At 65.2% G+C, this 26,254-nt stretch carries 25 protein-coding genes; 15 read left to right on the top strand and 10 right to left on the bottom strand.

Going from position 1 to position 26,254, the window contains the following annotated elements:
* Positions 1 to 185 precede the first annotated feature (185 nt).
* Complete coding sequence (locus GWK50_RS01520) at positions 186 to 1,838, top strand: methyl-accepting chemotaxis protein (protein ID WP_162014967.1); 1,653 nt, start codon at positions 186 to 188, stop codon at positions 1,836 to 1,838.
* Position 1,839: 1 nt separating this feature from the next.
* Here GWK50_RS01520 and gph read toward each other — a convergent pair whose 3' ends face one another.
* Both gph and rpe read right to left on the bottom strand, forming a co-directional pair.
* Positions 1,840 to 2,532 carry a phosphoglycolate phosphatase gene (gph, locus tag GWK50_RS01515; RefSeq protein WP_162014966.1) on the bottom strand — a complete coding sequence of 231 codons (693 nt, stop codon included), beginning with the start codon at positions 2,530 to 2,532 and terminating at the stop codon, positions 1,840 to 1,842.
* Positions 2,532 to 3,212, bottom strand: a complete 681-nt coding sequence (gene rpe, locus GWK50_RS01510) for a ribulose-phosphate 3-epimerase (RefSeq protein ID WP_162014965.1) — start codon at positions 3,210 to 3,212, stop codon at positions 2,532 to 2,534. Before rpe ends, gph begins: the two co-directional genes overlap by 1 nt.
* Positions 3,213 to 3,242: 30 nt before the next feature.
* On the opposite strand from rpe, the gene apaG reads away from it, so the two are divergent.
* The 5 genes from apaG to thiL all read left to right on the top strand — a co-directional run bounded on the left by apaG (position 3,243) and on the right by thiL (position 9,183).
* Positions 3,243 to 3,653, top strand: a complete 411-nt coding sequence (gene apaG / locus GWK50_RS01505; protein ID WP_162014964.1) for a Co2+/Mg2+ efflux protein ApaG — start codon at positions 3,243 to 3,245, stop codon at positions 3,651 to 3,653.
* An 8-nt stretch (positions 3,654 to 3,661) separates the two neighbouring features.
* Positions 3,662 to 5,632 (top strand): site-specific recombinase, encoded by a 1,971-nt coding sequence (locus tag GWK50_RS01500; RefSeq protein ID WP_162017975.1) that lies wholly within the window; start codon positions 3,662 to 3,664, stop codon positions 5,630 to 5,632.
* A 161-nt stretch (positions 5,633 to 5,793) separates the two neighbouring features.
* Entirely contained in the window at positions 5,794 to 7,056 is a 1,263-nt protein-coding gene (locus GWK50_RS01495; protein ID WP_162014963.1) for a cation:proton antiporter, read from the top strand.
* Positions 7,046 to 8,167 carry a YbdK family carboxylate-amine ligase gene (locus GWK50_RS01490; protein ID WP_162014962.1) on the top strand — a complete coding sequence of 374 codons (1,122 nt, stop codon included), beginning with the start codon at positions 7,046 to 7,048 and terminating at the stop codon, positions 8,165 to 8,167. Before GWK50_RS01495 ends, GWK50_RS01490 begins: the two co-directional genes overlap by 11 nt.
* Before the next feature lie 32 nt (positions 8,168 to 8,199).
* Positions 8,200 to 9,183: a thiamine-phosphate kinase gene (gene thiL / locus GWK50_RS01485; protein ID WP_162014961.1), complete on the top strand. Its 984-nt coding sequence runs from the start codon at positions 8,200 to 8,202 to the stop codon at positions 9,181 to 9,183.
* A 14-nt stretch (positions 9,184 to 9,197) separates the two neighbouring features.
* On the opposite strand, the gene GWK50_RS01480 is transcribed toward thiL, so the two are convergent.
* From GWK50_RS01480 to GWK50_RS01460, 5 genes are all read right to left on the bottom strand, one after another.
* Entirely contained in the window at positions 9,198 to 9,932 is a 735-nt protein-coding gene (locus tag GWK50_RS01480; RefSeq protein ID WP_162014960.1) for a transporter substrate-binding domain-containing protein, read from the bottom strand.
* Positions 9,929 to 11,326: a GGDEF domain-containing protein gene (locus tag GWK50_RS01475; protein ID WP_162014959.1), complete on the bottom strand. Its 1,398-nt coding sequence runs from the start codon at positions 11,324 to 11,326 to the stop codon at positions 9,929 to 9,931. Before GWK50_RS01475 ends, GWK50_RS01480 begins: the two co-directional genes overlap by 4 nt.
* Complete coding sequence (locus GWK50_RS01470) at positions 11,317 to 12,012, bottom strand: transporter substrate-binding domain-containing protein (RefSeq protein WP_197904960.1); 696 nt, start codon at positions 12,010 to 12,012, stop codon at positions 11,317 to 11,319. Before GWK50_RS01470 ends, GWK50_RS01475 begins: the two co-directional genes overlap by 10 nt.
* A gap of 228 nt (positions 12,013 to 12,240) precedes the next feature.
* Positions 12,241 to 13,047 carry a transporter substrate-binding domain-containing protein gene (locus GWK50_RS01465; protein ID WP_197904959.1) on the bottom strand — a complete coding sequence of 269 codons (807 nt, stop codon included), beginning with the start codon at positions 13,045 to 13,047 and terminating at the stop codon, positions 12,241 to 12,243.
* Positions 13,048 to 13,075: 28 nt separating this feature from the next.
* Positions 13,076 to 13,969: a LysR family transcriptional regulator gene (locus GWK50_RS01460; RefSeq protein WP_162014958.1), complete on the bottom strand. Its 894-nt coding sequence runs from the start codon at positions 13,967 to 13,969 to the stop codon at positions 13,076 to 13,078.
* Between the two features lie 102 nt (positions 13,970 to 14,071).
* On the opposite strand from GWK50_RS01460, the gene GWK50_RS01455 reads away from it, so the two are divergent.
* The 6 genes from GWK50_RS01455 (at position 14,072) to GWK50_RS01430 (ending at position 19,898) form a co-directional block, all read left to right on the top strand.
* Positions 14,072 to 14,749 (top strand): Bax inhibitor-1/YccA family protein, encoded by a 678-nt coding sequence (locus GWK50_RS01455; protein WP_162014957.1) that lies wholly within the window; start codon positions 14,072 to 14,074, stop codon positions 14,747 to 14,749.
* Between the two features lie 27 nt (positions 14,750 to 14,776).
* Positions 14,777 to 15,247 carry an ABC transporter substrate-binding protein gene (locus GWK50_RS01450; RefSeq protein ID WP_162014956.1) on the top strand — a complete coding sequence of 157 codons (471 nt, stop codon included), beginning with the start codon at positions 14,777 to 14,779 and terminating at the stop codon, positions 15,245 to 15,247.
* 103 nt (positions 15,248 to 15,350) lie between these two features.
* Positions 15,351 to 17,018 carry a DUF4139 domain-containing protein gene (locus GWK50_RS01445; RefSeq protein ID WP_347339480.1) on the top strand — a complete coding sequence of 556 codons (1,668 nt, stop codon included), beginning with the start codon at positions 15,351 to 15,353 and terminating at the stop codon, positions 17,016 to 17,018.
* 61 nt (positions 17,019 to 17,079) lie between these two features.
* Positions 17,080 to 17,592, top strand: a complete 513-nt coding sequence (locus tag GWK50_RS01440; RefSeq protein ID WP_162014955.1) for a phosphatidylglycerophosphatase A — start codon at positions 17,080 to 17,082, stop codon at positions 17,590 to 17,592.
* A 113-nt stretch (positions 17,593 to 17,705) separates the two neighbouring features.
* Entirely contained in the window at positions 17,706 to 18,128 is a 423-nt protein-coding gene (locus tag GWK50_RS01435) for a CinA family protein (protein WP_242455441.1), read from the top strand.
* 81 nt (positions 18,129 to 18,209) lie between these two features.
* The gene (locus tag GWK50_RS01430; protein ID WP_162014953.1) at positions 18,210 to 19,898 is read left to right on the top strand and encodes a diguanylate cyclase; all 1,689 of its coding nucleotides are present in this window, start codon (positions 18,210 to 18,212) and stop codon (positions 19,896 to 19,898) included.
* A gap of 48 nt (positions 19,899 to 19,946) precedes the next feature.
* Here GWK50_RS01430 and GWK50_RS01425 read toward each other — a convergent pair whose 3' ends face one another.
* The gene (locus tag GWK50_RS01425) at positions 19,947 to 20,762 is read right to left on the bottom strand and encodes a UPF0149 family protein (RefSeq protein ID WP_162014952.1); all 816 of its coding nucleotides are present in this window, start codon (positions 20,760 to 20,762) and stop codon (positions 19,947 to 19,949) included.
* A 95-nt stretch (positions 20,763 to 20,857) separates the two neighbouring features.
* Here GWK50_RS01425 and GWK50_RS01420 point away from each other — a divergent pair, with 95 nt between their 5' ends.
* From GWK50_RS01420 to GWK50_RS01410, 3 genes are read left to right on the top strand one after another with little or no spacing between them, the layout of a single operon-like run.
* Entirely contained in the window at positions 20,858 to 21,694 is an 837-nt protein-coding gene (locus tag GWK50_RS01420) for a hypothetical protein (RefSeq protein WP_162014951.1), read from the top strand.
* Entirely contained in the window at positions 21,691 to 22,362 is a 672-nt protein-coding gene (locus GWK50_RS01415; protein ID WP_162014950.1) for a nitroreductase, read from the top strand. Before GWK50_RS01420 ends, GWK50_RS01415 begins: the two co-directional genes overlap by 4 nt.
* A gap of 31 nt (positions 22,363 to 22,393) precedes the next feature.
* Positions 22,394 to 24,475 (top strand): acyltransferase family protein, encoded by a 2,082-nt coding sequence (locus tag GWK50_RS01410; RefSeq protein WP_197904958.1) that lies wholly within the window; start codon positions 22,394 to 22,396, stop codon positions 24,473 to 24,475.
* A gap of 32 nt (positions 24,476 to 24,507) precedes the next feature.
* On the opposite strand, the gene GWK50_RS01405 is transcribed toward GWK50_RS01410, so the two are convergent.
* Together GWK50_RS01405 and GWK50_RS01400 are read right to left on the bottom strand one after the other, a co-directional pair.
* A complete protein-coding gene (locus GWK50_RS01405; protein WP_162014949.1) occupies positions 24,508 to 24,966 on the bottom strand; it encodes a putative toxin-antitoxin system toxin component, PIN family in 459 nt (152 codons plus the stop codon).
* Positions 24,953 to 26,242, bottom strand: coding sequence for a THUMP domain-containing protein (locus GWK50_RS01400; protein ID WP_162014948.1), 1,290 nt, complete (start codon positions 26,240 to 26,242; stop codon positions 24,953 to 24,955). Before GWK50_RS01400 ends, GWK50_RS01405 begins: the two co-directional genes overlap by 14 nt.
* Positions 26,243 to 26,254 lie beyond the last annotated feature (12 nt).

Below are 26,254 nucleotides of genomic sequence, written 5' to 3'. Positions count from 1 at the left end.
CGAGGTGTCGCCTGGTCGACACTTTATAGAGGATTGCGCGAATAGCACGCACCTCCTCGCCCCGATAAGCTGACCCTCAGACGCCCAGCCCCAGCGCCAGCGAGGTTCCAGGCAGGAGACACATGCTCCAGCCGCCCACGCCTGTCTGCTCCATCGTTACCCAATACCCGATATCCGAGACCACCATGAATTTCAGCAACCTCCGCGTCGGCCCCCGTCTGGGCCTGGGTTTTGGCGTCATCCTGTTGATCACTGCCATCATTGCCTTGGGCGGCATGTGGCGCATCGGCGTGCTCAAGGACGCCAGCGAACGCGTGGCCACGCGCGAGATCGAACAGCGCACGCTGGTGGAAGACTGGGCCTCGGACATCCGGCTGAACTGGGTGCGTACCGAAGCCTTCCTCAAGGCCATCGACACGGCCTACATGGAACAACTCACCAACGAGATGAAGGCCACCGCCACGGCCACCGAGGGCAAGGTCAAGCGCATCGAGGAACTGGTGCAGGACAGCCGCGGCAAGGCACTGTTGGCCGACATCGCCACGGCGCGTGACACCTACCTCGCCAAGCTGGCCGAGATCCGCGAACTGCACCGCGGCGGCGAGCCCACCATCCCCGCCATGGTGGACCAGCAACTGCGCCCCCTGGCCAACAAGTACCTGCAGGCGCTGGACGCGCTGCGCTCCTTCATGGCCAGCCAGTTGGACGCCAGCCAGCAGGACACCGCCGCCATGGCCGGCGCCAGCCAGACGCTGCTGGGCGTGGGCGCCCTGGCGGCCATTGCGCTGGGCACCTTCATGGCCTGGATGGTCACGCGCTCCATCGTCACCCCGCTGCGCCAGGGCATGCGCGCCGCCGAGAAGATCGCCGACGGAGACCTGACCCAACCGCTGGCCACCACGGCCCGTGACGAGACCGGTCAACTGCTGCAGGCCCTGGCCCACATGCAGGCCAAGCTCGCATCCATCGTGTGCGACGTGCGCCGCAACGCCGAAGGCGTGGCCACCGCCAGCAACGAAATTGCCCAGGGCAACAACGACCTGTCCGCACGCACCGAGCAGCAGGCCAGCGCGCTGGAGCAAACCTCCGCATCCATGGAGCAACTGGGCTCCACCGTGCGCCAGAACGCCGACAACGCACGCCAGGCCAACCAGTTGGCAGTCAACGCCTCCAGCGTGGCGCAGCAGGGCGGCGAAGTGGTTGCCGAGGTGGTGCAGACCATGAAGGGCATCAGCGCAGCCAGCAGCAAGATCGCCGACATCATCAGCGTAATCGACGGCATCGCCTTCCAGACCAACATCCTGGCGCTCAACGCCGCCGTGGAAGCGGCCCGCGCCGGCGAGCAGGGCCGGGGCTTTGCCGTGGTAGCCAGCGAGGTGCGCTCGCTGGCCGGACGCAGCGCCGAGGCGGCCAAGGAAATCAAACAACTCATCAGTGCCAGCGCCGAACGCGTAGAAGCGGGCTCGGCGCAGGTGGACCGCGCAGGCGCCACCATGCAGGAGGTAGTGGGCGCCATTCGCCGCGTGACCGACATCATGGGCGAGATCAGCGCCGCCAGCACCGAGCAAAGCCAGGGCGTGGCCCAGGTGGGCGAAGCCATCACGCAGATGGACCAGGCCACCCAGCAGAACGCTGCGCTGGTCGAGGAAAGCGCTGCCGCCGCAGACAGCCTGCGCAACCAGGCGGCGCAACTGGTACAGGCCATGTCCGTGTTCCACACGGGCACGGGCAGCAGCGCTGCGGCACGCAGCCGCATGGAGCAAGCAGCGGCGCCTGCGCCCACGCCTGCGCCAACCACACTGCCGGGCCACGGTGCGCAGCGCCGCCTGGCGGCCTGACCTACGCCAGCTGCGCGAGCGAATCCACCCAGCCGTCCGCATCCACGCTGCGGGCGTCTTGGCCGTGGTTGTAACCGTAGGTCACCAGCACCACCGGGCAGCCGGCCGCGCGGGCGGCCTGGGCATCGTTGCTGGAGTCGCCCACCATCAGGGTGCGCGCAGGCTGGGTGCCCAGGGCCTCGCAGGTTTTGCGCAGGGGCAGCGGGTCGGGTTTCTTGCGCTCAAAGCTGTCGCCGCCGAACACATGCTCGAAATGCCCCGCCAGCCCCTTGGCGTGCAACAAGTCCACCGCAAACGCGTGCGGCTTGTTGGTCAGACAGGCCAGGCGCAGGCCACGCGCACGCAGCGCTTGCAAACCCTGGTCCGCACCGGGGTACACCTGGGCACACTGGCCGTTGATGGCGCGGTAGTGTGCCTGGTAACTGGCCCAGGCCTGCGCAAACAATGCTTCGATTTTAATAGCACGTTGCGCTTCATCCATGGGCGCCAGCACATGATTGAGCACTGAACGCAGCAAATGCTCCGATCCCTTGCCCACCATGCGTTCGATCTGCGTCGCGTCGATCGGCGGCAAGGCCAGGTCATGCAGCATGCGGCCCAGGGCCCCGGCAAAGTCGCCCAGGGTGTCCACCAAGGTGCCGTCAAGGTCGATGATCGCGGCGTCCAGCGCCCCTAATTGCAAGGGGACTTGCATCACGCCAGCTGCGCCCGCATGGCGTCGATCACGCTGCGGTAGTCGGGCTTGCCAAAAATAGCGCTGCCCGCCACGAAGGTGTCGGCCCCAGCGTCGGCCACGCGGCGGATGTTCTCCTGCTTGATGCCGCCGTCCACCTCCAGCCGGATGTCCTTGCCACTGGCGTCGATGCGCTTGCGCACGGCCTCGATCTTGCGCAGTGCCGAGTCGATGAAGCTCTGGCCGCCAAAGCCGGGGTTGACGCTCATGATGAGGATGAGGTCGATGTCATCGATCACCCAGTCCAGCACGTCCAGCGGCTGCGCGGGGTTGAACACCAGCCCCGGCTTGACGCCCTTGGAGCGGATGGCCTGGATGCTGCGGTGCACATGGCCCGAGGCGTCAGGGTGGAAGCTGATGTAGTCGGCACCGGCCTCGGCAAAGGCGGCGGCCAGTGCGTCCACGGGCTGAATCATCAGGTGCACGTCGATGGGCACGGCCTGACCTGCGGGCGTGACGGCATGGGGCTTGAGCGCCTGGCACACCATGGGGCCAAAGGTCAGGTTGGGCACGTAATGGTTGTCCATCACGTCGAAATGGATCCAGTCGGCACCGGCGGCGATGACGCTGCGCACTTCCTCGCCCAGGCGGGCAAAGTCGGCGGACAGGATCGAGGGGGCAATGCGGTAGGTGGGGCTCATGGCGCCATTGTCGCAGTTACCATTCGCGACATGAGCCCCAAGCATGCTTTCAGCGTCGAAGTCCAACCCGAATACCTGGCCGGCCAATCCGACCCGGCCCAGGACGACTACCAGTTTGCCTACACGGTCACGGTGATCAACCAGGGCACGGTGGCAGCGCAACTGATCTCTCGGCACTGGGTCATCAGCGACGCCCTGGGGCATACCCAGGAGGTCAAGGGCCTGGGGGTGGTGGGCCGACAGCCCCTGCTCCAACCGGGCGAATCCTTCCAGTACACCAGCGGCTGCCCCCTGCGTACGCCCACGGGCACCATGCACGGCCATTACCACTGCGTGGGGGAGGACGGCGAAGCGTTCGAAGTGCCCATCCCGCTGTTCCTGCTGGAAGCCACAGGTACGGGCCCCACCAGCGCTCCCCTGGGTGCGAGGGTGCTGCATTGAATGCGCCCCTGACCACCGCAACGGCCGAGCTGGAACAGCTGCTGGCCCGGCTGGACCCCGGCGCAGGCCTGGCCGAGCGCCACCTGTGGCTGCTGGAGCTGACGGGCTGGGTACGCGGGGACCAGGCGTCCGTCCCGGCCACACTTGACCGGGTGCAGGCCTTCATCGATGCGGTGGATGCGCGCCCGGAGCTGCAATCGCGCCTGCAGGCCTGGTGGCAGGTGCTGGTGGAGACGGTGGACATCACCACCTTGCTGGCCGATTTTGGCTTTGCGCCGCGCAACGCCATGGTCAGCGAAATGGCTGCACGCCTGCGCCACAAGCTGCTGCCCGGCAGCCCCGAGACGCTGGACGCCTCGGAGCTGTTCAGTCTGGCACTACCCACGGCCTTTGACGCCCAGTGGCTGGCCGCGGTACCCGAGCCGCAGCTCAACCGGCTGGTGCGCCTGTTGGCCGGCCCGGACAACCAAGGGCTGCAGTGGAAGACCGCGCTGCTGGACGCCATCACCTACTGCGCCGGGCAGATCCTGTCCACCGGCTTTGCCCCTGACCTGCGCCTGCGCATGAGCGAGCAGGCGCGCGAGTCCCAACCGTTCCACGCGCTGATCCGCGACGTGGAGAGTCTGCGCGTGGAGGTGTTGCACGGCCTGCGCACGCCCGAGCGGCTGGACGAGGCGGCGCAGCGCCTGCGCGAGCGGCTCGAAGCCTGCCGCGCCGCTGCCGCCACGGTGTACCAGCACTTCGAGGACAGCGGCATCTCGGTGGGCCTGGTGTTTCGTGTGCGCCAGTTGCGCGAGCGCATCCTGCGCGTGCGTGCGCTGCTCGATTGCGTGCTCTCGCCCACCCTGGCCCTGAGCGCCGCACAGTTGCTGGCACAGCTCGTCAAGGTGGGGCAGGAGCGGCGCAGCCTGCGCGCGCTGCTGCGTGCCAATTCATCCTTGCTGGCGGCCAAGGTGGCCGAGCGCAGCGCCGAGACCGGCGAGCACTACATCACCCGCACCCCGGCCGAATACCGCGCCATGGTGGGCAAGGCCGCCGGGGGCGGCGCGGTGATGGCCTTCACCACGCTGGTCAAGTTTGGGCTGTATGCGCTGGCGCTGTCGGCCTTCTGGGGTGGCTTTCTGGCGGGCGTGAACTATGCCCTGAGCTTTGTGCTGATCCAGTTGCTGCATTTCACCGTGGCGACCAAGCAGCCCGCCATGACGGCACCGGCCATGGCCGCCAAGCTCAAGGAGCTTGACTCCGACAGCGCCGTGCAGTCCTTCGTGGACGAGGTCATGCACCTGGTGCGCTCGCAGGTGGCAGCCGTGCTGGGCAACGTGCTGGTGGTGTATCCCGCGGCGCTGCTGCTGGCCCTGGGGCTGGCGTCCGTCCTGGGGGCTCCCTTCCTCAGCGAGGACAAGGCACTGCATGTGCTCGACTCGCTGCACCTGCTCGGCCCCTCGGTGCTGTTTGCGGCATTCACCGGGGTGCTGCTGTTTGCGTCCAGCATCGTCGCCGGGTGGACGGAAAACTGGTTCGTCCTGCACCGCTTGGATTCGGCCCTGCGCTACAACCCGCGCATCACACACTGGCTGGGCGCACAACGGGCCGCGCGCTGGGCAGGCTTTCTGCGTGACAACATTTCTGGCTTTGCGGCCAACATCTCGCTGGGCTTCATGCTGGGGTTGACACCTGCGGTGGCGGGTTTTTTCGGCCTGGGGCTGGACGTGCGCCACGTGACGCTGTCCTCCGGGCAGTTGGGCGCGGCCACCGCCAGCCTGGGCCTGCAAAGCCTACACATGCCTGCGTTCTGGTGGGCTGTGGCGTTGATTCCCCTCAATGGCGCACTGAACGTGGGCGTCAGCTTTGTGCTGGCTTTCCGGCTGGCGCTGCGCGCGCAAAACGTCAGTGGCGTGGATCGCTCGCGGATCTACCACGCGATCCGTTCACGCCTGCGCAGCGCACCCATAGGGTTTTTCTGGCCAGTGCGCCCGTAGTGGCGTACAAAGCCCTCTGTCCTACACCCTGGCCGGTGTTTGGCATGTAAATTCCTTGGCAGGTTTCCTGCCACCGCCCGCCCCTGCCACCGCAGGCGGCGATGCCCATTGCCTGACCGCCCCCTTTGGGCCACCCCCGATCGACGCGGAGACACAATGACATGAACGAAATCCTTACCTTCTGGGCGCAGTGGCTGCGCCCCTCGGCCGGACTGCCCACGGTGCAATGGTCGCTGCTGCTGGCCGTTGCTGCGCTCACCGGCTATCTGTTCCAACGCCATGTGGGCTTGCCCAAGGTGGTTGGCTACTCGCTCGTGGGCACCGTGGCCGGGCTGGCGGGCTTTAGCGGCGCGGTTTGGCCGCTGCAGGGCATCGGCCTGTTTCTGCTGGAGCTGGGCATGGCCATCGTGCTGTTCGAATGCGGGGGCCGCACACCGCTGCGCTGGTTCCGCCACAACCCCATGGTGCTGGTGCAGAGCATTGCCGAGTCGGCACTGACCTACTTTGCCGTGTACTGGGTGCTGCTGTGGCTGGACGTGCCTGAGCGCGCCGCCATACCGCTGGCGCTCGTCGCCCTGGCCGCATCGCCCGCCGTGCTCACGCGCGTGGTGGCCGATACCCAGGCCGCAGGCCCGGTGACCGAGCGCGCCATCGTGCTGGCCACGCTGTCCACCCTGTATGCCTTGACGCTGGGCAGCGCACATGCCGAACTCATCAACCGCAGCAGCGTCACGCTGGTGGATCGCCTGTCCCCCGTGCTGGTGGTGCTGGGCGTGTCCATCCTCGTGGCGGCCGTGCTGGCGCTGGTGCTGCGCTCGGCGCTGCGCATCATGAGCCCCACGAGCGAGAACACCTCCATGCTGCTGCTCGCCCTGGTGGCGGCGGCCACCACGGTGGCCGCCCATATGGGCGGTTCTGCCCCGCTGGCGGCATTGCTGGCGGGCATGCTGATCAAGCAGATGCACCCGCGCCCCTGGGCCTGGCCTCGGCAGTTGGGCAGCGCCTCGTCCATGCTGACCATGCTGATGTTTGTGCTGGTGTCCACCGTGGCCGCACAGGCCGACTGGAATGCGCCGGTGGTCGGTGTGGTGCTGGCCCTGATTCTCGTGCGCCTGCTGGCCAAGGCCGTGGGCGTGGGCCTGGGCAACGTGGGCAGCGGTGCCAGTTGGCGCCAGGCGCTGTGGGTAGGCATGGCGATGACGCCCATGTCGGCCATTGCGCTGCTGATTGCCTCGCAGTTCGCCATGGCATCGCCTTCCACGGGCCACCTGATTGCCGGTGTGGCCCTGCCGGCCATTTTGCTCATGGAGGTGCTGGGCGCCATCCTGGCCACCGTGGCCATCTACCGCACGGGCGAGAGCTCCAAGCCCTGGTGGGCAGCTCTGGCACGCAATCGCCAAGGAGGAGACAGCAATGGCGCTTGAGGCCTTCCACCATTCCGAACCCCTGACGCTGGGTGTGGAGCTGGAGCTGCAGCTCGTCAACACGCACGACTACGACCTGGCCCCCTACGCCGAGGACATGCTGCGCCTCATGAAGAAGATCCCGCTGCCCGGCAGCGTGGTGCCCGAGATGACGAACAGCATGATCGAGATCTCCACCGGCGTATGCCACAGCAGCAGCGAGGTGCTGGGCCAGCTCATGCCCATCCGTGATGCGCTGGTCAAGTGCGCGGACAAGCTCAACATTGCCGTGGTCGGCGGTGGCACGCACCCATTCCAGCAATGGCACGAGCGGCGCATCTACGACAAGCCGCGCTTTCGCGAGCTGTCCGAGCTGTATGGCTACCTGTCCAAGCAGTTCACCATCTTCGGCCAGCATGTGCACATCGGCTGCCCCGACGCCGACTCTGCACTCCTCATGCTGCACCGCATGAGCCGCTACATCCCGCACTGCATTGCGCTGTCGGCCTCCAGCCCCTTTGTGCAGGGGCACGACACGCAGTTCGATTCGGCACGGCTCAACTCGGTGTTCGCCTTCCCGCTCTCGGGCCGCGCGCCCTTTGTGCTGACCTGGGAGGCCTTCGGCCAGTTCTTCGACAAGATGACGCGCACCGGCGTGGTCAAGAGCATGAAGGATTTTTACTGGGACATCCGCCCCAAGCCCGAGTACGGCACCATAGAGATCCGCGTGTTCGACACGCCGCTGACCATCGAGCGCGCGGCGGCGCTCTCGGGCTTCGTGCAATCGCTGGCCGCCTGGTTCCTGGCCGAGCAGCCCTTTATGCCCGAAGAGGACGACTACCTCGTCTATACCTACAACCGCTTCCAGGCCTGCCGCTTCGGGCTGGACGCGGTGTACGTGGAACCGGCCACGGGACAGCACATGCCGCTGCGCGAGCACTTGGTGCAAACGCTGGATCGCATTGCCGGACACGCCGCCACCCACGGCGCCACCGCTGCGCTGCACCTGCTGCGCAGCGAGGCACAGGCGGGCCAGAACGATGCCCGCTGGCTGCGCGAGCGCCAGCGCCAGGAGCAGCTCTTGGCCGAGGTCAGCCGCCAGGCGGCGCTGCGCTTTCGGGGCGGTGGCTGAGCCCCAGGCAATCCAGCGCACAATGCGCACCCATGGGTGAATTCGACCTGATCCGCCGCTTCTTCACACGGCCAGCCCCCGCGCCCGGTGTGGCGCTGGGTGTGGGCGACGACTGCGCACTGCTGCAGCCCACCCCCGGCATGCAATGGGCCATTTCCAGCGACATGCTGGTCGAGGGACGGCATTTTTTTGCGGGCACCGACCCCCAGCGCCTGGGCCACAAGGCCCTGGCGGTCAACCTCTCGGACCTGGCCGCCTGCGGCGCCCGGCCGCGCGGCTTCACCCTGGCGCTGGCCCTGCCCGAGGCCAACGAGGCCTGGCTGCAAGCCTTCGCCCAGGGCCTGCTGCAGCTGGCCGACGCGCACGACTGCCCGCTGGTGGGCGGCGACACCACGCGCGGGCCACTGAACCTGTGCGTCACCGTGTTTGGCGAAGTGCCCACCGGCCAGGCGCTGCTGCGCAGCGGTGCGCGGGCAGGCGACGACCTGTACGTGAGTGGCCACCTGGGCGATGCCCGACTGGCGCTGGAAGCCCTGCGGGGCCGCCTCCGCCTGCCCCAGGCCCTGCTGCAAGGCGCACAACAGCGGCTGGAACAGCCCACGCCGCGCGTGGCCCTGGGCCTGGCGCTGCGCGGCATTGCCAGCAGTGCCATCGACGTGAGCGACGGGCTGCTGGGCGACCTGGGCCATGTGCTGCGCGCCTCGGGCACAGGGGCCACGGTGGATGCGTCAATTGCTATTACTTTGATAGCTGCTTGCGCTGATTCAGAAAGCGCAAAGTGCCAATTTGACCTTGATTTTTTGCGGCAATGTGCGCTGGCCGGGGGCGACGACTACGAACTGCTGTTCACCGCCCCGGCGGCGCTGCGCTCTGCCGTGGCCCAGGCGGCGCAGGCCTGCGGCACGGCGGTCACGCGCATAGGGCGCATCGAGGCCGAACCCGGCCTGCGCCTCGTGGACGCCCAGGGCCAGGCGCTGGATGCGCAACGCTACGCCTCGTTCGACCATTTCGGCTGACGCGCGCGCCTTCCTCAAGGAATCTTGTCCAGCAGGCGCTTGACCGTTCCATCGGCTTTGAGCTGCTCAAAGGCCTGGCGCGTGCGCTCGACCACCTCGGACGGCGTTGAGAGGCTGTAGGCCATGTACAGACCGGTCGAGGCCTCTTGGAGCGTGAACACCCGCTCCAGTTGGGAGCAGTCCACCGCAGCCTCCTCACACAGCGGCTGAACCTCCCCAGCCGTGAGCGGCACCAGATCGACCTGGCCATTGACCAGCTTGCGGAAGTTGTCCAGCGGCTGGGCCGACACCACCAGCTTGGTAAAGCCCTTGGACTGCAGGTACTGCTGGCGCACGTCGTCGCGCATCACGCCGATGCGGTAGGCGCGCGCAGCATCCAGGTGGGGCACCTCCACCGCCCGTCCACGCCAGCGGTACAGGTGGTATTCGATCTTCATGATCTCGCCCGTCCAGTGGAACAGAGCTTCACGCGCGGGGGTGCGTGCAATCAGAAAGATCAGCGCATGGGGCTGCTTGAGCGCCAGATCGTAGGCCCGCGCCCAGGGGTACAGGTTCACCCGGTAGTCCTTGAAGCCCGCGCGCTGCAGTGATTGTTCGACCACCTCGGTCACCGGCCCCACCACCCGGCCATGCTGCACGTAGGTGTAGGGCGGAGCATCTTCGGTCACCGCCTGGATGGTCTGTGCCGACAATGAAGGGAGCGCACAGGCCCATGACAGGCCCCACAGTACCTTGGTGACAAAGCTCATGGCGTTGCTCCCGCAGAATCGACAGATGGAACGATAGGGCCTGCGACCCTGTTGCGCCCTGCTCCCTTGGCACGATAGAGGGCCTCATCGGCGAGGTGGTACAGCGCGTCAAACTCCACCGGCGCATCCGGACGGCTGACCGCCAGTCCAATGCTCACGGTCACCACCGACGCTGCCGCCGACTGGGGATGTGCGATGGCGCAGTCCTGGACCTTCGCCCGCAGGCGCTCGGCGACCCTGGTTGCACCCTCCTGGTCGGCCCCGGGCAGCAGCACGGCAAACTCCTCACCGCCGATGCGCGCCACCATGTCTCCGGCACGGATCAAGCCCGCTTGCAGGGCATGTGCGACGGTCTGCAGGCATTCATCCCCAGCGACATGCCCCAGACGATCGTTGTATGCCTTGAAGAAATCGACATCGCAGATCAGCAGCGCCAGCGGCATCTTTTCTCTGCGTGTCCGCCGCATCTCGATGGTCTGCAACTCATCGAAATGCCGGCGATTCGGCAACCCCGTCAAGGCATCGGTGCGCGCAAGGTTCTGAAGGCGCTGGTTGGCCGTTTCCAGCTCGGCGGTTCGCTCTTGCACCAGCATCGCCAAATGGTCTCGGTGGGAAGCGAGCTCCTGTTCGTATCGCTGCTGCTGTTCCAGGTAGGCCGACAAACTGTGCTGCAGCTGGTTGACCCCTTCCACCAGGTCGCTCAATTCATCCTGTGCGTGTTCCACCCGCTGCAGGCGAAGCAAGCCATGCAGATTGCCTGGCCGCACACGCGCCAGATGCAATGCGACGCGCTGCACATGCGCGGTCACCATGCGATTGAAGACCCCCATGATCAAAGCGGCCAGCAGCACGGACTGCAGCAACTGCACCAGCACAATGGACGACAAGGCGCCCCGAAGCCGTTGCCACAACACACTTTCATCACCCGCCAGTTGCAGCTCGCCCACCACCTGGCGCCCTCCGGGGAATGGCTCATAGGCGAGTTCCACAGTGCGCGCAGGCGCCCAACCCGGCCCAGACCATCCCGTGCGCGCCTGCTCAATGACCTCGGGGGCCTGGTTGGCCAGGGCCACCTTGACGGCCACCCGCCCCACCGATGGCACGCGGATCGCACTTTGCACATGCGCCTGCAAGGCGTCGCGGTCCAACTCCCAGATCGCCTTGGACAAGGTGGCCGCCGAGGCCTGCTCGATCTGCACCAGCTCGGCCTGCATGCGCTCGCGCCCCTCGGTCCAGGCCAACCCTGTGAACACCGCGACGCTCAGCACAATGAAGAGCCCACAGAACACCATGGTCGCCCATGCCAGCCGCACACCTAGTGACCGGCGTCGCAGCCCGGTGTGCGAGTCCTCCGACGGGGCAGCCTCACGGTCTGTCGGTGGGACTACTGCCATTTGCGCTGAATCCGGTCATAGGTGCCGTTGCGCACGATCGCTTGCAAGCCCTTGCGGAACTGCTCCACCATGGCATCGGGAGTCTGCGCGCCAAACGCCATGTAATAGCCGCCCTGGCCGCTCAAGGCGTCGATGCGCAGGACGTCCTGCAAGGTCTTGTCCGGCGCATGGCCCGCCTGGCGCACCAACTGGTACGCCGTCAAGCGGTTCATGATCCACAGGTCGATGCGGCCTTGCTGCAGCTTGTCGAAGTTGAGCTCGTTGCGGACACTCGACTGCAGGTTCTTCCCTTTATGGAAGCCCTGCGTCAACAAATACTCCTCGCCCACTGTTTGCTGCACCGTACCGATCTGCCAGCGCTTGGCGTCTTCGAGCGAAGCCAGCCGGATCTCTCGCCCCGTGAGGGCATACAGGTGGTAGTCCGCTGGAGCAATCACCCCGACCCATTTGAAGCTCTTTTCCCGCTCGGGCGTCCGCAAAATGGAGTAGATCAGCACTCCAGGGGTGCTAATGGCCGTTTCGTAGGCACGCGCCCAGGGCACGGACTGGAACTGCCCCTGCAGGCCCAGTTCCTTGAGCACTGCCTCGACAACTTCGGTGCCCAGTCCTGTGATCCGCCCGCGCTCGGTGTAGTTGTAAGGCGGAAACTCCTCGGTCAAAACGCGCACCGGTTCGGCGGCTGACACCGCACCAAATCCCGAACACACACAGCACAGCACTGCCACCCAACGCGGCCAGCCCCAGGGCGGTGATGCGCGTGCCATAGTAGGCGGCACATTGACGGAACGGGAAGCAGTTGTCATGGCAATCGGCAGAGGGTGGCGGGAAGTATCGACGCCCCTCAGCCAAGGGTCAAGCTCCACCGGCACCATGGCCACATGGCTATGCCTCTTCTCCCAACACTACAGCCATGCTCACTGCCATTTGCGCTGCAACCGGTCGTAGGTGCCGTTGCTGCGCAGCGCATCCAGCGCCTTGCGAAAGGATTCGACCGTGACATCAGGCGTCTGCGCGCCAAATGCCATGTAGTAGCCCTCGCTGCTGAGTTCCGGAATCCGATAGACCTTCAACAAGGTCTGCTGCGGGTCATCGCCCGCCTGGCGCGCAAGATAGGAGGCTGTCAGCTCACTCATGATCCAAAGATCCACCCGCCCGGCCTTCAGTTTTTGGTAGTTGTGCTCGTACTTCACGCTCGATTGAAGGTGCTTCCCTTTTTCAAACCCACGCTTGACCAAGAATTGCTCGCCTACGTCCTCGTTCACGGTACCAATCTGATAGTTCTTCGCGGCCTCCAGAGAATCCACCCGGTAGTGGTATCCCGGGCGTCCGTAGAGGTAATAGACCGTCGGCGCAATCACACCCACCCACTTGAAAGACTTGTCGCGCTCCGGCGTGCGTCCGATGCTGTAGATCAACACACCGGGGGTGGTGCGTGCCGTTTCGTAGGCACGCGCCCAAGGCATGGATTGAAACTGCCCCTGCCAACCCAGCTCCTTGAACACCGCCTCCACCACCTCGGTGCTCAGCCCCGTGATACGGCCGTTCTCGGTGTAGTTGTAGGGAGGAAATTCCTCTGTCAGCACTCGCACGGGCTCGGCTGCTCTGGCGGCCATACCTGTCCACACGGCGATGCACAGCGCGACCATCCAGCGTGCACGGCGCAGGCACATGGCCATGACCGCAAGAGCTTGAAGTCCCAGGTGCATGCGAATGGGCTGCATGAATACCCTTTCCATATTGAGCGCACCGTCACGATAGCACGGCACGCGCTCCCAGCAGCTGCTGCACCAGCGGATGGGCCACGCGGCGCTCGGTGCTGATGGCGTAGTACTGCTCCTCCACCCCCTCGCACGCACCCAGCAGGCGCACCTGAATGCGCCGCTCCAGTTCGGCCTGCGCGGCCACCGCGCCAGGAAACACACCCAGCCCCGTGCCACCAAAGGCCTCCAGCAAGGCGTTGTCCTCGAACTCGCCCACCACGCGCGGGCGCAGGCCCTGCTGGGCCAGCCATTGGTCGATCTGGCCGCGCACGATGACGTGCTGCGTGGGCAAAAGCACCGGCACCTCCTGCAGCGACGCCGGAAAGCCCTGCGCGGCCTGCTCCCACCACTGCGGCGCCGCGTACCAGCCCATGGCCGAGCGGCCCAGCGGGTGGTTGTGCACCCGCAGGTGCGGACGCAAGGGCGCGGGGTGGTCGGCCAGCACCACATCCAGCCGGTGCAGCGCCAGGTCGGCGAGCAACTCGGCCATTTCGCCTTCGTGGCACACCAGGCGCAGGCCCGGAACCGCCAGCACCGGGCGCAACAGGCGCTGCACTTCCAACTTGGGCAGACCATCGGCAATGCCCACCACCAGGCGCACGGCGGGTTGCTGCGCCTGGGCGCGCACCAGCTCGGGCAAGGCCTCGCCCAGCTGAAAGATCTGCTCCGCCTGGCGCAGCGCTGCCACGCCGGCTTCGGTCAGCGCCAGGCCCCGGCCTGCGGGCCGCAGCAACTGGCAGCCCAGGTCGCGCTCCAGTTCACGCACCTGGGCGCTCACGGTCTGCACGGCCATGTCCAGCCGCGCCGCCGCGTGGGACATGCTGCCTTCCTTGGCCACCATCCAGAAGTAATACAGGTGCCGGTAGTTGAATGGCATACTCATATTCAGATATTACAGGAATCAACTTCTCATTTCTTCTGCTTTTTTCTAAGCATCAATCCCCCTACCTTTGGAGCACCTGTTTTTTTCACTGGAGACCACACCATGAACTCACCCTCGCTTTACCGCTCCGGTGCTGCACACACCGGCATCGCCGCCACCCTGGGCACGCACCGTGTGCTGCGCAACACCTATGCGCTGCTGTCGCTCACGCTGCTGTTCAGCGCCGCCGTGGCCAGCCTGTCGGCAGCCCTGCGCCTGCCGCATCCGGGCCTGCTGCTCACGCTGGCCGGCTACTTCGGCCTGCTGTTCTTCATCCACAAAAAGCAGAACAGCGGTTGGGCCGTGGGCGGTGTGTTCGCCCTGACCGGCTTCATGGGCTACACGCTGGGCCCGGTGCTGGCGGCGCAACTGGCCCTGCCTGGCGGCGCACAGACCATTGCCATGGCGCTGGGCGCCACCGGTGCCACCTTCCTGGCGCTGTCGGGCTGGGTGCTGGCCACGCGCCGTGACTTCAGCTTCATGGGCGGCTTCCTGTTCGCGGGCATGGTGATTGCCATCCTCGCCGGGCTGGCGGCCATGTTCTTCCAGATGCCCGCGCTGGGTCTGGCGGTGTCGGCCATGGTGGCGCTGTTGTCGGCCGGTCTGATCCTGTTTGAGACCAGCCGCATCGTCAACGGCGGTGAAACCAACTACGTGCTCGCCACGGTGGGCTTGTTCGTTTCGCTGTTCAACCTGTTCACCAGCCTGCTGAGCCTGTTTGGCCTGGGCGGCAACGACTGATCGCCCCCTTTGCAAGGATTGTTTGCCATGACCACTTCCATCTCTCGTACCGCTGCCGCCGTCATCGCCCTGAGCATGGCCGCGTTCGTGTTGCCCACCACGGCCCATGCCAAGCGCCTGGGTGGTGGCGCGCGCAGCATCCCACCCTCCAGCATTGGCAAGGCCCCGGCGAAGCCTACGCCCCCAGCAGCACCCCAGGCCCCTGCAGCACCAGCAGCGCCAGCGGCAGCAGCGGCCCCTGCGCCCGCTGCGGCGGCAGCACCGGCCGCACCGGCCGCACGCGGACCCAGCATGATGGGCACCATGGGCGCCGCCGCCGTAGGCGCTGTCGCGGGCACCATGGCGGGCAATGCCTTGGCAGGCAGTGCCAGCGACAAGGATGCCAAGGCCAAGAAGGAAGCCGAAGCCCAGACCGCCGAAAAGGAAGCCCAGGAGCTGCAGCACAAGGCCGACGAAGCCAAGGCCAAGGCCGCCGCCGCACGCGCTGCGGCGCAGTAAACCCAGGCGTTCTGTGGCTGGCGGGCGCTGGCGGGCGCTGGCGGGTGCTAGCATGGTCGGCAGTGCGCCACGCACTGCTGATTCCGCATAGGAGACCCCCGCCGTGCCCCAGTCCCCTGCCCCTTCACACACCCGCTTTCTTCTGACGCCCACCCCCTGGGCCTGCGCCGCATTGCTGCTGTGCAGCACAGGCGCACTGGCCCAGGACGCCATGTCGCGTATTGCCCGCGTGACGGTGTATCCCGGCGTGGCGGCCGTGGAGCGCGTGGCCAAGGTGGCCGCAGGTGCCCGCAGCCTCACCATCGCCTGCCTGCCCGCATCGCTGGACGCGCAAAGCCTGCAGATCCAGGCCGACAGTGGCGTGCGCGTGGGCGAATTCCATGTGCTGACCGAGGATCGCGATGTGGCCACGGCCTGCGCCAGCCCGCTGGACGGCCGCATCCGCGAGCTGGAAGACCAGATCGCTGCCCTCAAGGCCGAGGCGGGTGGCCTGCAGTTGGTGGACCAGTACCTCAAATCCGTGGCGGCAGGCCCTGCGGCCGACGATGGCACGCCTGCCGCCCGCACCGCCTCCCCACCCCCAGCGCAAATTGGCAGCACCGCCGACGTGCTGCGCAAGACCGGCCAGGACACCAAGGCACGCAGCCACCAGCTGCAGCGCAGGCAGGAAGCGCTGGAACTGTCCCTCAAACCCCTGCTGGCCGAGCGCGAGCGCGTGGCCAGCCAGCGCACGCGCGTGGTGTCGGTCACCGTGAACCTGGCCGCCGAACGCGACGGCGAACTGCGCCTGAACTACCAGGTGCGCGGCCCCGGCTGGCAACCCAGCTACCGCGCCACGCTGGACACAACCAAGGCCAGCGTGCAGATCGAGCGCCTGGCCTTGGTGGCCCAGAACAGTGGCGAAGACTGGGGCAACGTGCAACTCCTGCTCTCCACCGGCCAGCCCCAGCGCGCCACCCAGGGCCGCCTGCCCCGGCCGTGGACTCTGGACGTGGCACCGCCACCCCCACCAGCCGCCGCCATGCCCATGGCGGCCATGGCTCCTGCTCCCGCCGCACCCGCACCCAAGGCCATGGAACGCCGCCAGGCCGAGGAGATGCCCAGCTTCGACGTGAGCACCGTGGACAAGGGCTTTGCCACCGAATTTGCGGTGCCCCAGCGCATTTCCGTGCCATCCAACGGCCAGCGCATCACCCTGGCGCTGGGCACCCACCAGGCCCCGGCGCGCCTGCTGGTGCGCGCCGCGCCTGGCGTGGAAGAAGCCGCCTACCTGGTGGCCGACATGGCCCCGCCCCCCGGCGTGTGGCCCGCGGGCAGCGTGGGCCTGTACCGCGACGGCGCCTACGTGGGCACCGGTCGCCTGGACTTTGCGGCACTCCCATCCACCGCACCGGGCGACGGGCCACGCACCAGCCTCTCGTTCGGGCGCGACGAGCTGGTGCAGGTGCGCGCTGAAGCCCCACAGCAAATGACCGGCAGTACCGGCCTGACCGGCGCGCGCACCGAGCGCCAAACGCGGCGCAGCTACCAGGTCGAGAACCGCCACAAGTCCGCCATCGACCTGCAGGTGCTGCACGCGGCGCCTGTTTCGCGCAACGAGAAGATCGAGGTCGAATCGCGCTACACCCCCCAGCCCGCCGAACTGGCCTGGAACGGCACCCCCGGCACCATCGCCTGGCGCCAAAACCTGGGCGCAGGCGCCAGCGCCAGCTTTGCCGCCGAGCACTGGGTGCGCTATCCCAAGGACATCCAGTTGCAGGAGCGTCCATGAGCGCGCGCCGGGCCGCTCCCAAGCAAGCTCGCACCGCAGTGCGAAGCACGAAGGTAGTCCAATGAGCGCCATTCCCTCGCTGCGCCCTGGCCCGCGCTTCCTGCTCGCCCACCCGGCCCACTGCATCGCCCTGGGCTTTGGCGCAGGCCTCTCGCCCAAGGCGCCGGGCACGGTGGGCACGCTGTGGGCCTGGCTGGCCTTTTTGGTGTTGCAGGCCTGGTTTGCCACCCCCCTACAAATGGGCCTGCTCATCGCCTTCAGTACCCTGGGCGGCTGGTGGGCCTGCACCGTGACCGCACGCCACATGGGCGTGGCCGACCCCGGCGCCATCGTCTGGGACGAGGTGGTGGCTTTCTGGCTGGTGCTGTGGCTGGCCATGCCCATGGGGTTCTGGGGGCAGTTCGCGGCCTTTGCGCTGTTCCGCTTTTTTGACGCCGCCAAGCCCGGCCCCGTGGCCTGGGCCGACAGCCTGTTCAAGGGCTTTGGATGGCGCGGCGGCTGGGGCATTCTGTTCGACGACTTCGTGGCCGCCTTCTGCACGCTGCTGGTGATTGCGCTGTGGAGGTTCTGGTGAGCCAGCCTGCCGCACCACATTTGCTATCAAATCAGGAGCTACTGGCGCTTGATGGTAAAGCGCCGGAGGCCATTTTGATTGATATTTCTACCCGCCTGCTGGCGCGCGGCCAGATGCTGGCCACGGCCGAGAGCTGCACGGGCGGCATGATCGCCGCCGCCTGCACCGACCTGGCGGGGTCGAGCCAATGGTTCGAGCGCGGCTTTGTGACCTACTCCAACGCCGCCAAGACCGAACTGCTGGGCGTGCCCGCCGCGCTGATCGCGCAGCATGGCGCCGTGAGCGAACCCGTGGCCCGCGCCATGGCCGAGGGCGCCATCGACCGCTCACACGCCCAGGTCAGCGTGGCCGTCACCGGTGTGGCCGGCCCCACGGGTGGCAGCGCCGACAAACCCGTGGGCACCGTCTGGCTGGCCTGGCATGTGGACGGGCACACGCACAGCGAGCGCTGCCAGTTTGCGGGGGACCGCGCCGCCGTACGCGGCGCCACCGTGTGGAACGCACTGGCCCAACTGGCCCACCTGCTGAGGTCTTGACGCAATACCCGACTCCGCGCAGCATGCACCTTGACGCCGCGCTCCATCTACACTGAAGCAGCCCTGCATTCCAATCTGCCCATGGCCCAGACGCGCACGTTCTCCCTCCGCAGCCTGCGGGGCCAACTCACCCTCTGGTTCAGCGGTCTGTCGCTGCTCACCCTGCTGTGCGTCGGACTGTATGTGGGTCGGCTGGCCACGCAGCAAATGGCGGCCTCTGCCGGGGCGGCCGTCCACGCCATGGCCTTGACGGCCGCCGACCTGCTCGGAGCAGGCCTGCGCGAACGTGAACAGGACATTATCCTGCTCAGCCAGGCGCCACATTTCACGCGCGGCGACCTGACACACCCCGACCTGTTGCCGTCTCTCTTGCGACGGCGCGCGTTGAGTGAGGAATTCGCATGGCTGGGCGTGGTCGATCCCCAGGGCAAGGTCATCCAGGCCGTTGATGGTCTGCTGCAAGGGCAGTCCGTGGCCCAACGGCCTTGGTTCATCGCTGCCCGCTCAGGGGTTTATGCAGGGGATGTGCACGAAGCCCTGCTTCTGGAAAAGATGCTGCCCAAACCACTCGACGGGGAACCGCTGCGCTTCATCGATTTTGCCGCCCCGATACGTGACTACAGCGGTGAATTGGTCGGCGTGGTGGGCGCCCACATCCATTGGCGCTGGGTTACCCAGACAGTGCAGACGGCGTTCGACCAAAGTGCGCGGGACAGTGGCGCCGAAATCCTGATCACCAACGCACAAGGGATCGTGCTTTACCCCCAGAAGTTGGCCCACCAGGTTCAGCTTCCGGCCGAGCTGCACACCGACCGCAACCAACGCACCACCGAAGTGCGCTGGGACGACGGCCTGGACTACCTGACGAGCATGGTTGCCGTGGATTCACGCACTTCCAGGAATCTGGGCTGGAGTATCGTGGTGCGTCAGCCCCTGCATCAGGCCCTGGAACCCGCTCACGCCATGCGCAACCGGTTGCTGGCGCTGGGTTTTCTGGCCGCCCTGGCGTTCGGTGCGGTGGCCCTGCGTCTGGCACTGTCGTTCAGCCGCCCCATCGAACAACTGGCCGAGGCCGCGCACCGCATCGAAAGCGGAGACAGTCAGGCGGATTTCCCGGAGAAAGGGCAACTGATCGAAGTAGACCAACTGGGCCAATCCCTCCGCTCGATGACCCGGACACTGCTGGCGCACGAGCGTGAGCTGGAAGCCGTCAACCAGTCGCTCGAAGCCCTGGTACAACAACGCACCGAGGCGCTGGAAGAAGCCAACCGCGCGCTCGAACACCTGGCCACGCACGACCCACTGACCGGCGTGTACAACCGCCGCCGCTTTGATGACAAGCTGAGGGAATGCTTTGACGCTGCCCGTCGAACCTCCCAAGGCTTCGCCGTGCTGTTGCTTGACGCTGACCACTTCAAGAAAGTCAACGACACCTATGGCCACCCCACGGGTGACACCGTTTTGCAGGAGCTGGCGCGTTTGCTGACCGGAACCATCCGGTCCGTGGACTTCGTGGCACGCTACGGCGGCGAAGAATTCGTCATCCTGCTGCCGCACACCCCCGAAGGCGCAAGCGCCATGGCAGTGGCCGAGAAAGCCCGCTGGGCCATCGCCCATGCCGGATTTCCGGGGCCTGGGCATATCACGGTCAGCGTTGGCATCAGCGTCTGGCAGGCAGACGATCCCAGTGCTGCGGCCACCATCGAGCGCGCCGATGCGGCCCTCTACCAAGCCAAAGCGGCCGGGCGCAACCGCGTCGTTCTGGGCTGATTCCCGCACGAAGCAAATGGCTTGAGGCTCCTCCAGCTCTGGCGCTCCTCAGGCCCCATGGCACTTCTTGAACTTCTTGCCGCTGCCGCACCAGCAGGGGTCATTGCGACCGGGCTCGGCGGGCTTGACCACGGGTTCCTGGCGCGGGCCCAGGCTGCGCCAGAGCTGGCGCAGGTCGTACACGGCCCAGATGGCCTCGCCGAAAGCCTCCACGCGCGCCATGCTTGTGCTGGGCGGGCCGTCGTCGCTGTACATGCAGACCTCGGGCTTGCCGGTGTCGTCCTCGGTCAGCGCAACGATGTGCTCCATGGCATCGTCCAGCCACTGTGCGGCTTCCTTGTCGCGCGGCGCAGCCCATTCCTCGGGCCAGTTTTCCACGGCGAACATGAAGCCCAGCGCCCAGATCTGGCCAAACGAGGGGATCTCCTGGCCCTGCATTTCGGCGCGCTCGGCCTCGGGCAGGCTGGCGATGGCACCGCGCATGTCCATGGCTTCGGGGGCGTAGGCTTCGTCTTCGTCCAGGCTTTGCACCTGCGCATCGAGCTGGCGCTGCACCTCGTCCCAGCGGTGTGTCCACAGCTCCAGAAAACGCGATTGCTGCGCAGCGTCGGCAAACACCTCCAGCACGGGCAGAGGCTCGCCCTCGGCCACCTCCAGCGGCAGGCCGTCGCCCAGCAGCATGGGCAGGAACTCGGCCGGTGGCACGGGGCGGCGCATGCAGGCCAGCGCGGCCAGAAAGCCGTCGCAGAACTCCCATTGGGGGATTTCTTCGGCGCGTGTGCGCAGGTCGTCAAGCAGGGTGTCGAGCTCGTCCAGCTCGTCGGGGCCCAGGGCCGGGCTGTGGGCAGGGGATTCAGCGTTCATCGGTGCACTTTATGATGCCCGGGGCGCTGCCGGATGCAAAGCCGCGGGGTGCGGCGTGCGCACGGCGGCAAGTGTAGCCGCCCACCCATGCACCGATGACCCTGACCGCCGCCACCTCCCCGCCCGACTACGCCGCCTTCCTGCGCGACCAGTACGCACTGCAAACCCCCAACGTGGCCAGTTACCGCCTGGGATCAGAGCAGGTCTGGCTCAAGAAGGCCGGCCCACGCCACAGCATGGCGCGCTACCGCGTGCTGGGGCTGCTGGCCTGGCTGACCCGGCTGCAGGTGCTGCGCCCGGTGCCTAACCTGGGTGGCAGCACCGCCATCGCGACCGAGGCGCGGCGCCTGCACAGCCTGGCCGCCCTTGGCTTGCGTGTGCCCGAGGTGCTGGCCCAGCAGCCCGAAGGCCTGCTGCTGCGCCACCTGGGCCGCCCCGGCGAGGCCACCCCGTCATTTGATGGCGAAATGCAGGCCGCCAGCGCCGCAGGCCCGCAGGCCGTACTGGCCCGGTGGCAAGAAGGGCTGGCCGCGCTGCAGGCCGTGCATGCTCGCGGCGCTTGCCTGAGCCAGGCCTTTGCCCGCAACCTGGTGCGTTGCCCCGACGGTGTGCTGGGCTTTATCGACTTCGAGGACGACCCCCTGGCCAGCCTGCCGCTGGCGCTGTGCCAGGCGCGCGACGCGCTGTGCTATGTGCATTCCACGGCACTGTATCTGCGCGAGGCCGGGGCATTGCCCGAAGCGCGGGCAGTCTGGGCGCACTGGCTGGCCGAGCAGCCTGCTGCACTGGGCGCCCTGCTGGTCACCACGGCCCAACGCCTGGCCTGGCTGCGCCACCTCCCGCAAGACCGGCGCTGGGGGCGCGACCTGCAGCGCGCCCGCGCCGCCTACGATCTGCTGAACCCCTCCTCCCACGCTGCTGCGACACCATGAACGTTTCCGACGCCGTACGACAGCGCCACTCGGTGCGCGCCTTCAAGCCCGAGCAACCACCGGCTGCCATGGTGCGCAGCATTCTGGAACAGGCCGCGCGCGCGCCTTCGGGTGGCAACCTGCAACCCTGGCATGTGCACGCCCTGGCGGGCGAGCCGCTGGCGCAGTTGCTGCACCTCGTGACCACCGCACCCATGCAGGAGGAGCCCGAGTACGCCGTCTATCCGCCCGACCTGTGGGAGCCCTACCGCACGCGACGCTGGCGCAATGCAGAGCAGCTCTACGCCGCCATCGGCATTCCACGGGAAGAGCGGGTGGCGCGCCTGCAGCAGATGCAGAAGAACGCTGAGTTCTTTGGCGCCCCCGTGGGGGTTTTCATCAGCATGGACCGGCGCATGGGCCCACCGCAATGGGCCGATCTGGGCATCTACCTGCAGACCGTGATGCTGCTGGCCACCGAGCAAGGGCTGGGCACCTGTGCGCAGGAGTATTGGGCGTTCCGCTCCCAACCCGTGCGCGCATTTCTGGGCCTGCCGCCCGAACGCCTGCTGTTTGCCGGTCTGGCACTGGGCTGGCCCGACGAGGGCGCAGCCATCAACCAGTGGCGCAGCGAGCGCGATCCGTTCGAGGCCTGGGGGGAGATGCGGGGGTTTTCAAATGACAATTAGGCGTTAACAGTGACTCACTCTGACGAACACTATGGGATCCACTAACCAAACGATGCCAGCCAATACTTTATCCCATCCTAAATATCGTGCAGACATTGATGGATTGCGCGCGATTGCCGTCCTATCAGTCGTCATTTTTCATGCGGCGCCGAACTGGTTGCGCGGTGGATTTATTGGCGTAGATATTTTTTTCGTAATATCTGGTTTTTTAATTTCAACCATTATTTTCAGCAATCTGGAAAGCAACACATTCAGTCTTCAAGAATTTTATGTTCGTCGCGTCAAGCGGATCTTTCCAGCCCTGATTTTAATGTTGACAACAACATTTGCATTCGGTTGGTGGGTGCTATTACCCGACGAATTCGCTCAACTTGGCAAACACATCACCGCAGGGGTGTTTTTCGTTTCAAACTTAGTGCTCTGGAGCGAAGCAGGATACTTTGATGCTGCCGCAGAGACAAAACCATTGCTTCACTTATGGAGCCTAGGTATTGAAGAGCAATTTTATATACTTTGGCCAGCATTGCTGCTACTAGCCCGGAAAAGAAAATACAACTTACTGACAACAATAGTTGCAGTGGGCGCAATATCTTTGGCGCTTAACCTCAAGGGCATAAAAAACAATGCGACGGCCACATTTTACTCCCCTCAAACACGAATCTGGGAATTGGTGGCAGGAAGCCTATTAGCTTGGATGAATTTGCACACCCATTCAAAACTGGGCAACCTCAAAAATACACTAGATAACTGGCTTCACCGCGCCCTATACACAAACAACCCCAAAGGCGATGGCAAAACATTATCAAATACACTTTCCGTATTTGGCGTAGCGTTGCTTGTATTTGGCCTTCTCAAAATCGAACCCAATCTTGGATTTCCAGGAAAATGGGCTATAGTTCCTGTATTGGGCACCATTTTTATAATTGCCGCAGGAGAGCAATCTTGGTTCAATCGGCTAATTCTATCAAATAGACTGGTCGTATGGTTCGGCCTCATCAGTTTTCCATTGTATTTATGGCACTGGCCCTTTCTTTCCTTTGCACGCATCATGGAAGAAGGACCTCCAGATGCATATATTCGGGCAGCTGCCGTCTTATTAGCAATAATATTCGCTTGGCTGACTTACCGCCTGATCGAAAAACCCATTCGATTCCGCGCATCGAGCCAATGGACAACCGGAGTTTTGTGCTCGCTGATGGTGAGTGCAGGTGCGCTGGGTTTTTTCACTTTTAGACAGGATGGGCTTGGATTCCCCATGCTTTCCCAGATCGACCATCATTTATTGGATCAGATTCGCGAACCACTCAATACACGCCTCTCCGATGGCTCATGTGAAAATTTGCTGGACTTTGCCATTGGTCCCGGCGCCGTGTGCCTCACAAATAATTCCGCACCCGAAGTATTATTCGTAGGCGACAGTCATGCCATGTCCATCAACAGCGCAGCCCATCTAGGAAAAATACCAATCAAATCCATGCTAATTGGTCTCCACGGTTGCTTACCTTTCAAAAATTATTCCGTATTAGACGGAAAATTGGACAAAGGATGCAATGCTCTTGTGGATCAATTGTTCGCTGTGCTTGGCAGTCATCCATCCATCAAAACCGTTCTTCTCAACACTCGCGGACCTGTATATTTTTCCGGATCCGGTTATGGCATCGAGGGCACCAGCAATTACTCAATAATTGCCTTGAACGGACAAAACTCGAGCCAAGAGGACATGTTTCACCACGGCTATTCACAACTCGCCAAAGATTTATTGCGGCTCAATAAAAACGTAGTATTCATCATTGACCCCCCAGAGTTGGGAGAAAATCCCAAAGGATGCATTGTCAGGCGACCTGTATTCATCTCAGACAAACCACTTTCGCTTTGCATTCAAGAGAAAGAAAAAGTCATTTCCCGCCAATCCATATATCGTGATTTGATAAAAAAGATTAGCAATGATAATCCACAAATGAAAATCTACGATCCTATAGACATATTTTGCGACAGCACTGTTTGTCACGGCAAAAAAAATGGCAGGCTGCTATATTGGGACGATGACCACATCAGCATAGAAGCAAGTCTACTAATCTTGAACGATATGCGCCAGAAAGCGCTTATACCCTAATTACCAAGGGGCACAGCAAGCGCCCAAGAGCATCATATGTTCGAACTCTCAATAGTTAGGCATAACGAAGACACCTCCACCCCGTGCGCCATGAGCCGCTTGCGCAGGCGCAGTACCGCCTGATCCTTGCTCAGCAGGATCGCGCGGTACTGCACGGCCAGGTCGATGAACTGCTGGTCGTCCGGGTCCTTGCACACGGCGCTGGCGCGCGGTGCGGGCGCTACGGTATGGGTCTGCGCGTCAAACGCTTGCAGCACCTGCGCGGCGCTGAGGCCGTAGTAGTCCAGGCGCGGCGCAATCTGGGGATAGCCCAGCACGCGCTCCAGCTCCACGCGCATGGCGGGCGCGGCGATCCAGCGCAGGGCGCCGCTGGCCAGCAGGGGCTTGAGGGGTTGCACGGCGGCATCGGCGAAGACCAGCAGGTCGAGCACGATGTTGGTGTCCAGCACCAGCGCGCGTGCTGCCGCCGCGCCGGGCTCAGGTGCCACCATCGGCGGACTCCGGCGCACTGCCCTGGGGCCGCGCGCGCACTGCACCGCGCACCATGTCGAAGCGGAACAGGCGGCATTCGATGGGGCCGTTCCACAGCGGTACGCGGCGCGACTCCTTCAGACGCATCTTGCCGGGCAGCTTGAGGTCGGGCGTGAGCATCCAGGCGGACCAGCCGGGGTAGTGCTTCTTCCAGTGCGCCGCCAACTGGCTGAAGAACTCGCCACCATCGTCGGTGTGCGCGGTTTCACGCCCCTGTGCGGCCCCTTGGGCGCGCAGCGATGCGCGCTGCGTGGCGTTCTGCCCCGCGGTACCGGCGGCGGCAATGCGCTCGCCGTAGGGCGGGTTCAGCAGCATCACGCCCGGTGTCTCGCACGGCGGCATGCGCTGCAGCGCGTCGCCACCCCGCAGTTGCACGGCCTGCGCCACACCAGCGCGCTCGGCGTTGCGCTGGGCGAAATCGACCATGCGGTGCGAAACATCACTGCCAAATATGCCGACAGGGCTTGCCTGCATTGCGTCAGTAGCTTCGTTTTTTATAGCATTCCAGACATGGGCCTGGTAGGGCAGGAGCTTTTCAAAGGCAAAACGCCGACGCAGGCCGGGCGCAATGCGGCAGGCCATCTGCGCCGCCTCGATGACCACGGTGCCGCTGCCGCAGCAGGGGTCGTACAGCGGCACGGGGGCCTGGCCATGCGGGTCCCAACCGCTGGCGGCGATCATGGCAGCGGCCAGCGTTTCCTTGAGCGGTGCGTCGCCCTTGTCCTCGCGCCAGCCGCGCTTGAACAGCGGCTCGCCCGAGGTATCGATATAGACCGTGGCCTCATCGGTCGTCAGATGCAGGTGGATGCGCACATCAGGCCACTGGGTGTTGACGTCGGGACGCACACCGCTTTTGGCGCGGAAGCGGTCGGCCACGGCATCCTTCACGCGCAGGGCGGCGAAGTTCAGGCTCTTGAGCGGGCTGTGCTGGGCTGTGACTTCGACCTTGAAGCTCTGGCGTGGGGTGAACCAGATTTCCCAGGCCACGCTGCTGGCCAGTTCGTAAAGGTCGTTTTCGCTGCGATAGGGCCGGTGCGCCAGTTGTACCAGCACGCGCTGCGCAAGGCGGCTATGCAGGTTGAGCAGCAGCGCATCGCGCCAGGAGGCGCGCAGCAGCACGCCACCGCGCCCGGTGAGCAGGTCCTCACCCGCCAGGCCGGTGGTACGGTGGGCCTCATCGGCCAGAAAGCCCTCGACGCCAGCGGCGCAGGGCAGAAAAATTTGGAGTTGGTTCATAGGCAGCCCCCA

Source organism: Acidovorax sp. 210-6 (genome assembly GCF_010020825.1).
In the GTDB taxonomy this organism is placed as follows: domain Bacteria; phylum Pseudomonadota; class Gammaproteobacteria; order Burkholderiales; family Burkholderiaceae_C; genus Simplicispira; species Simplicispira sedimenti.
This window is presented reverse-complemented; position numbering and strand designations above follow the sequence as displayed.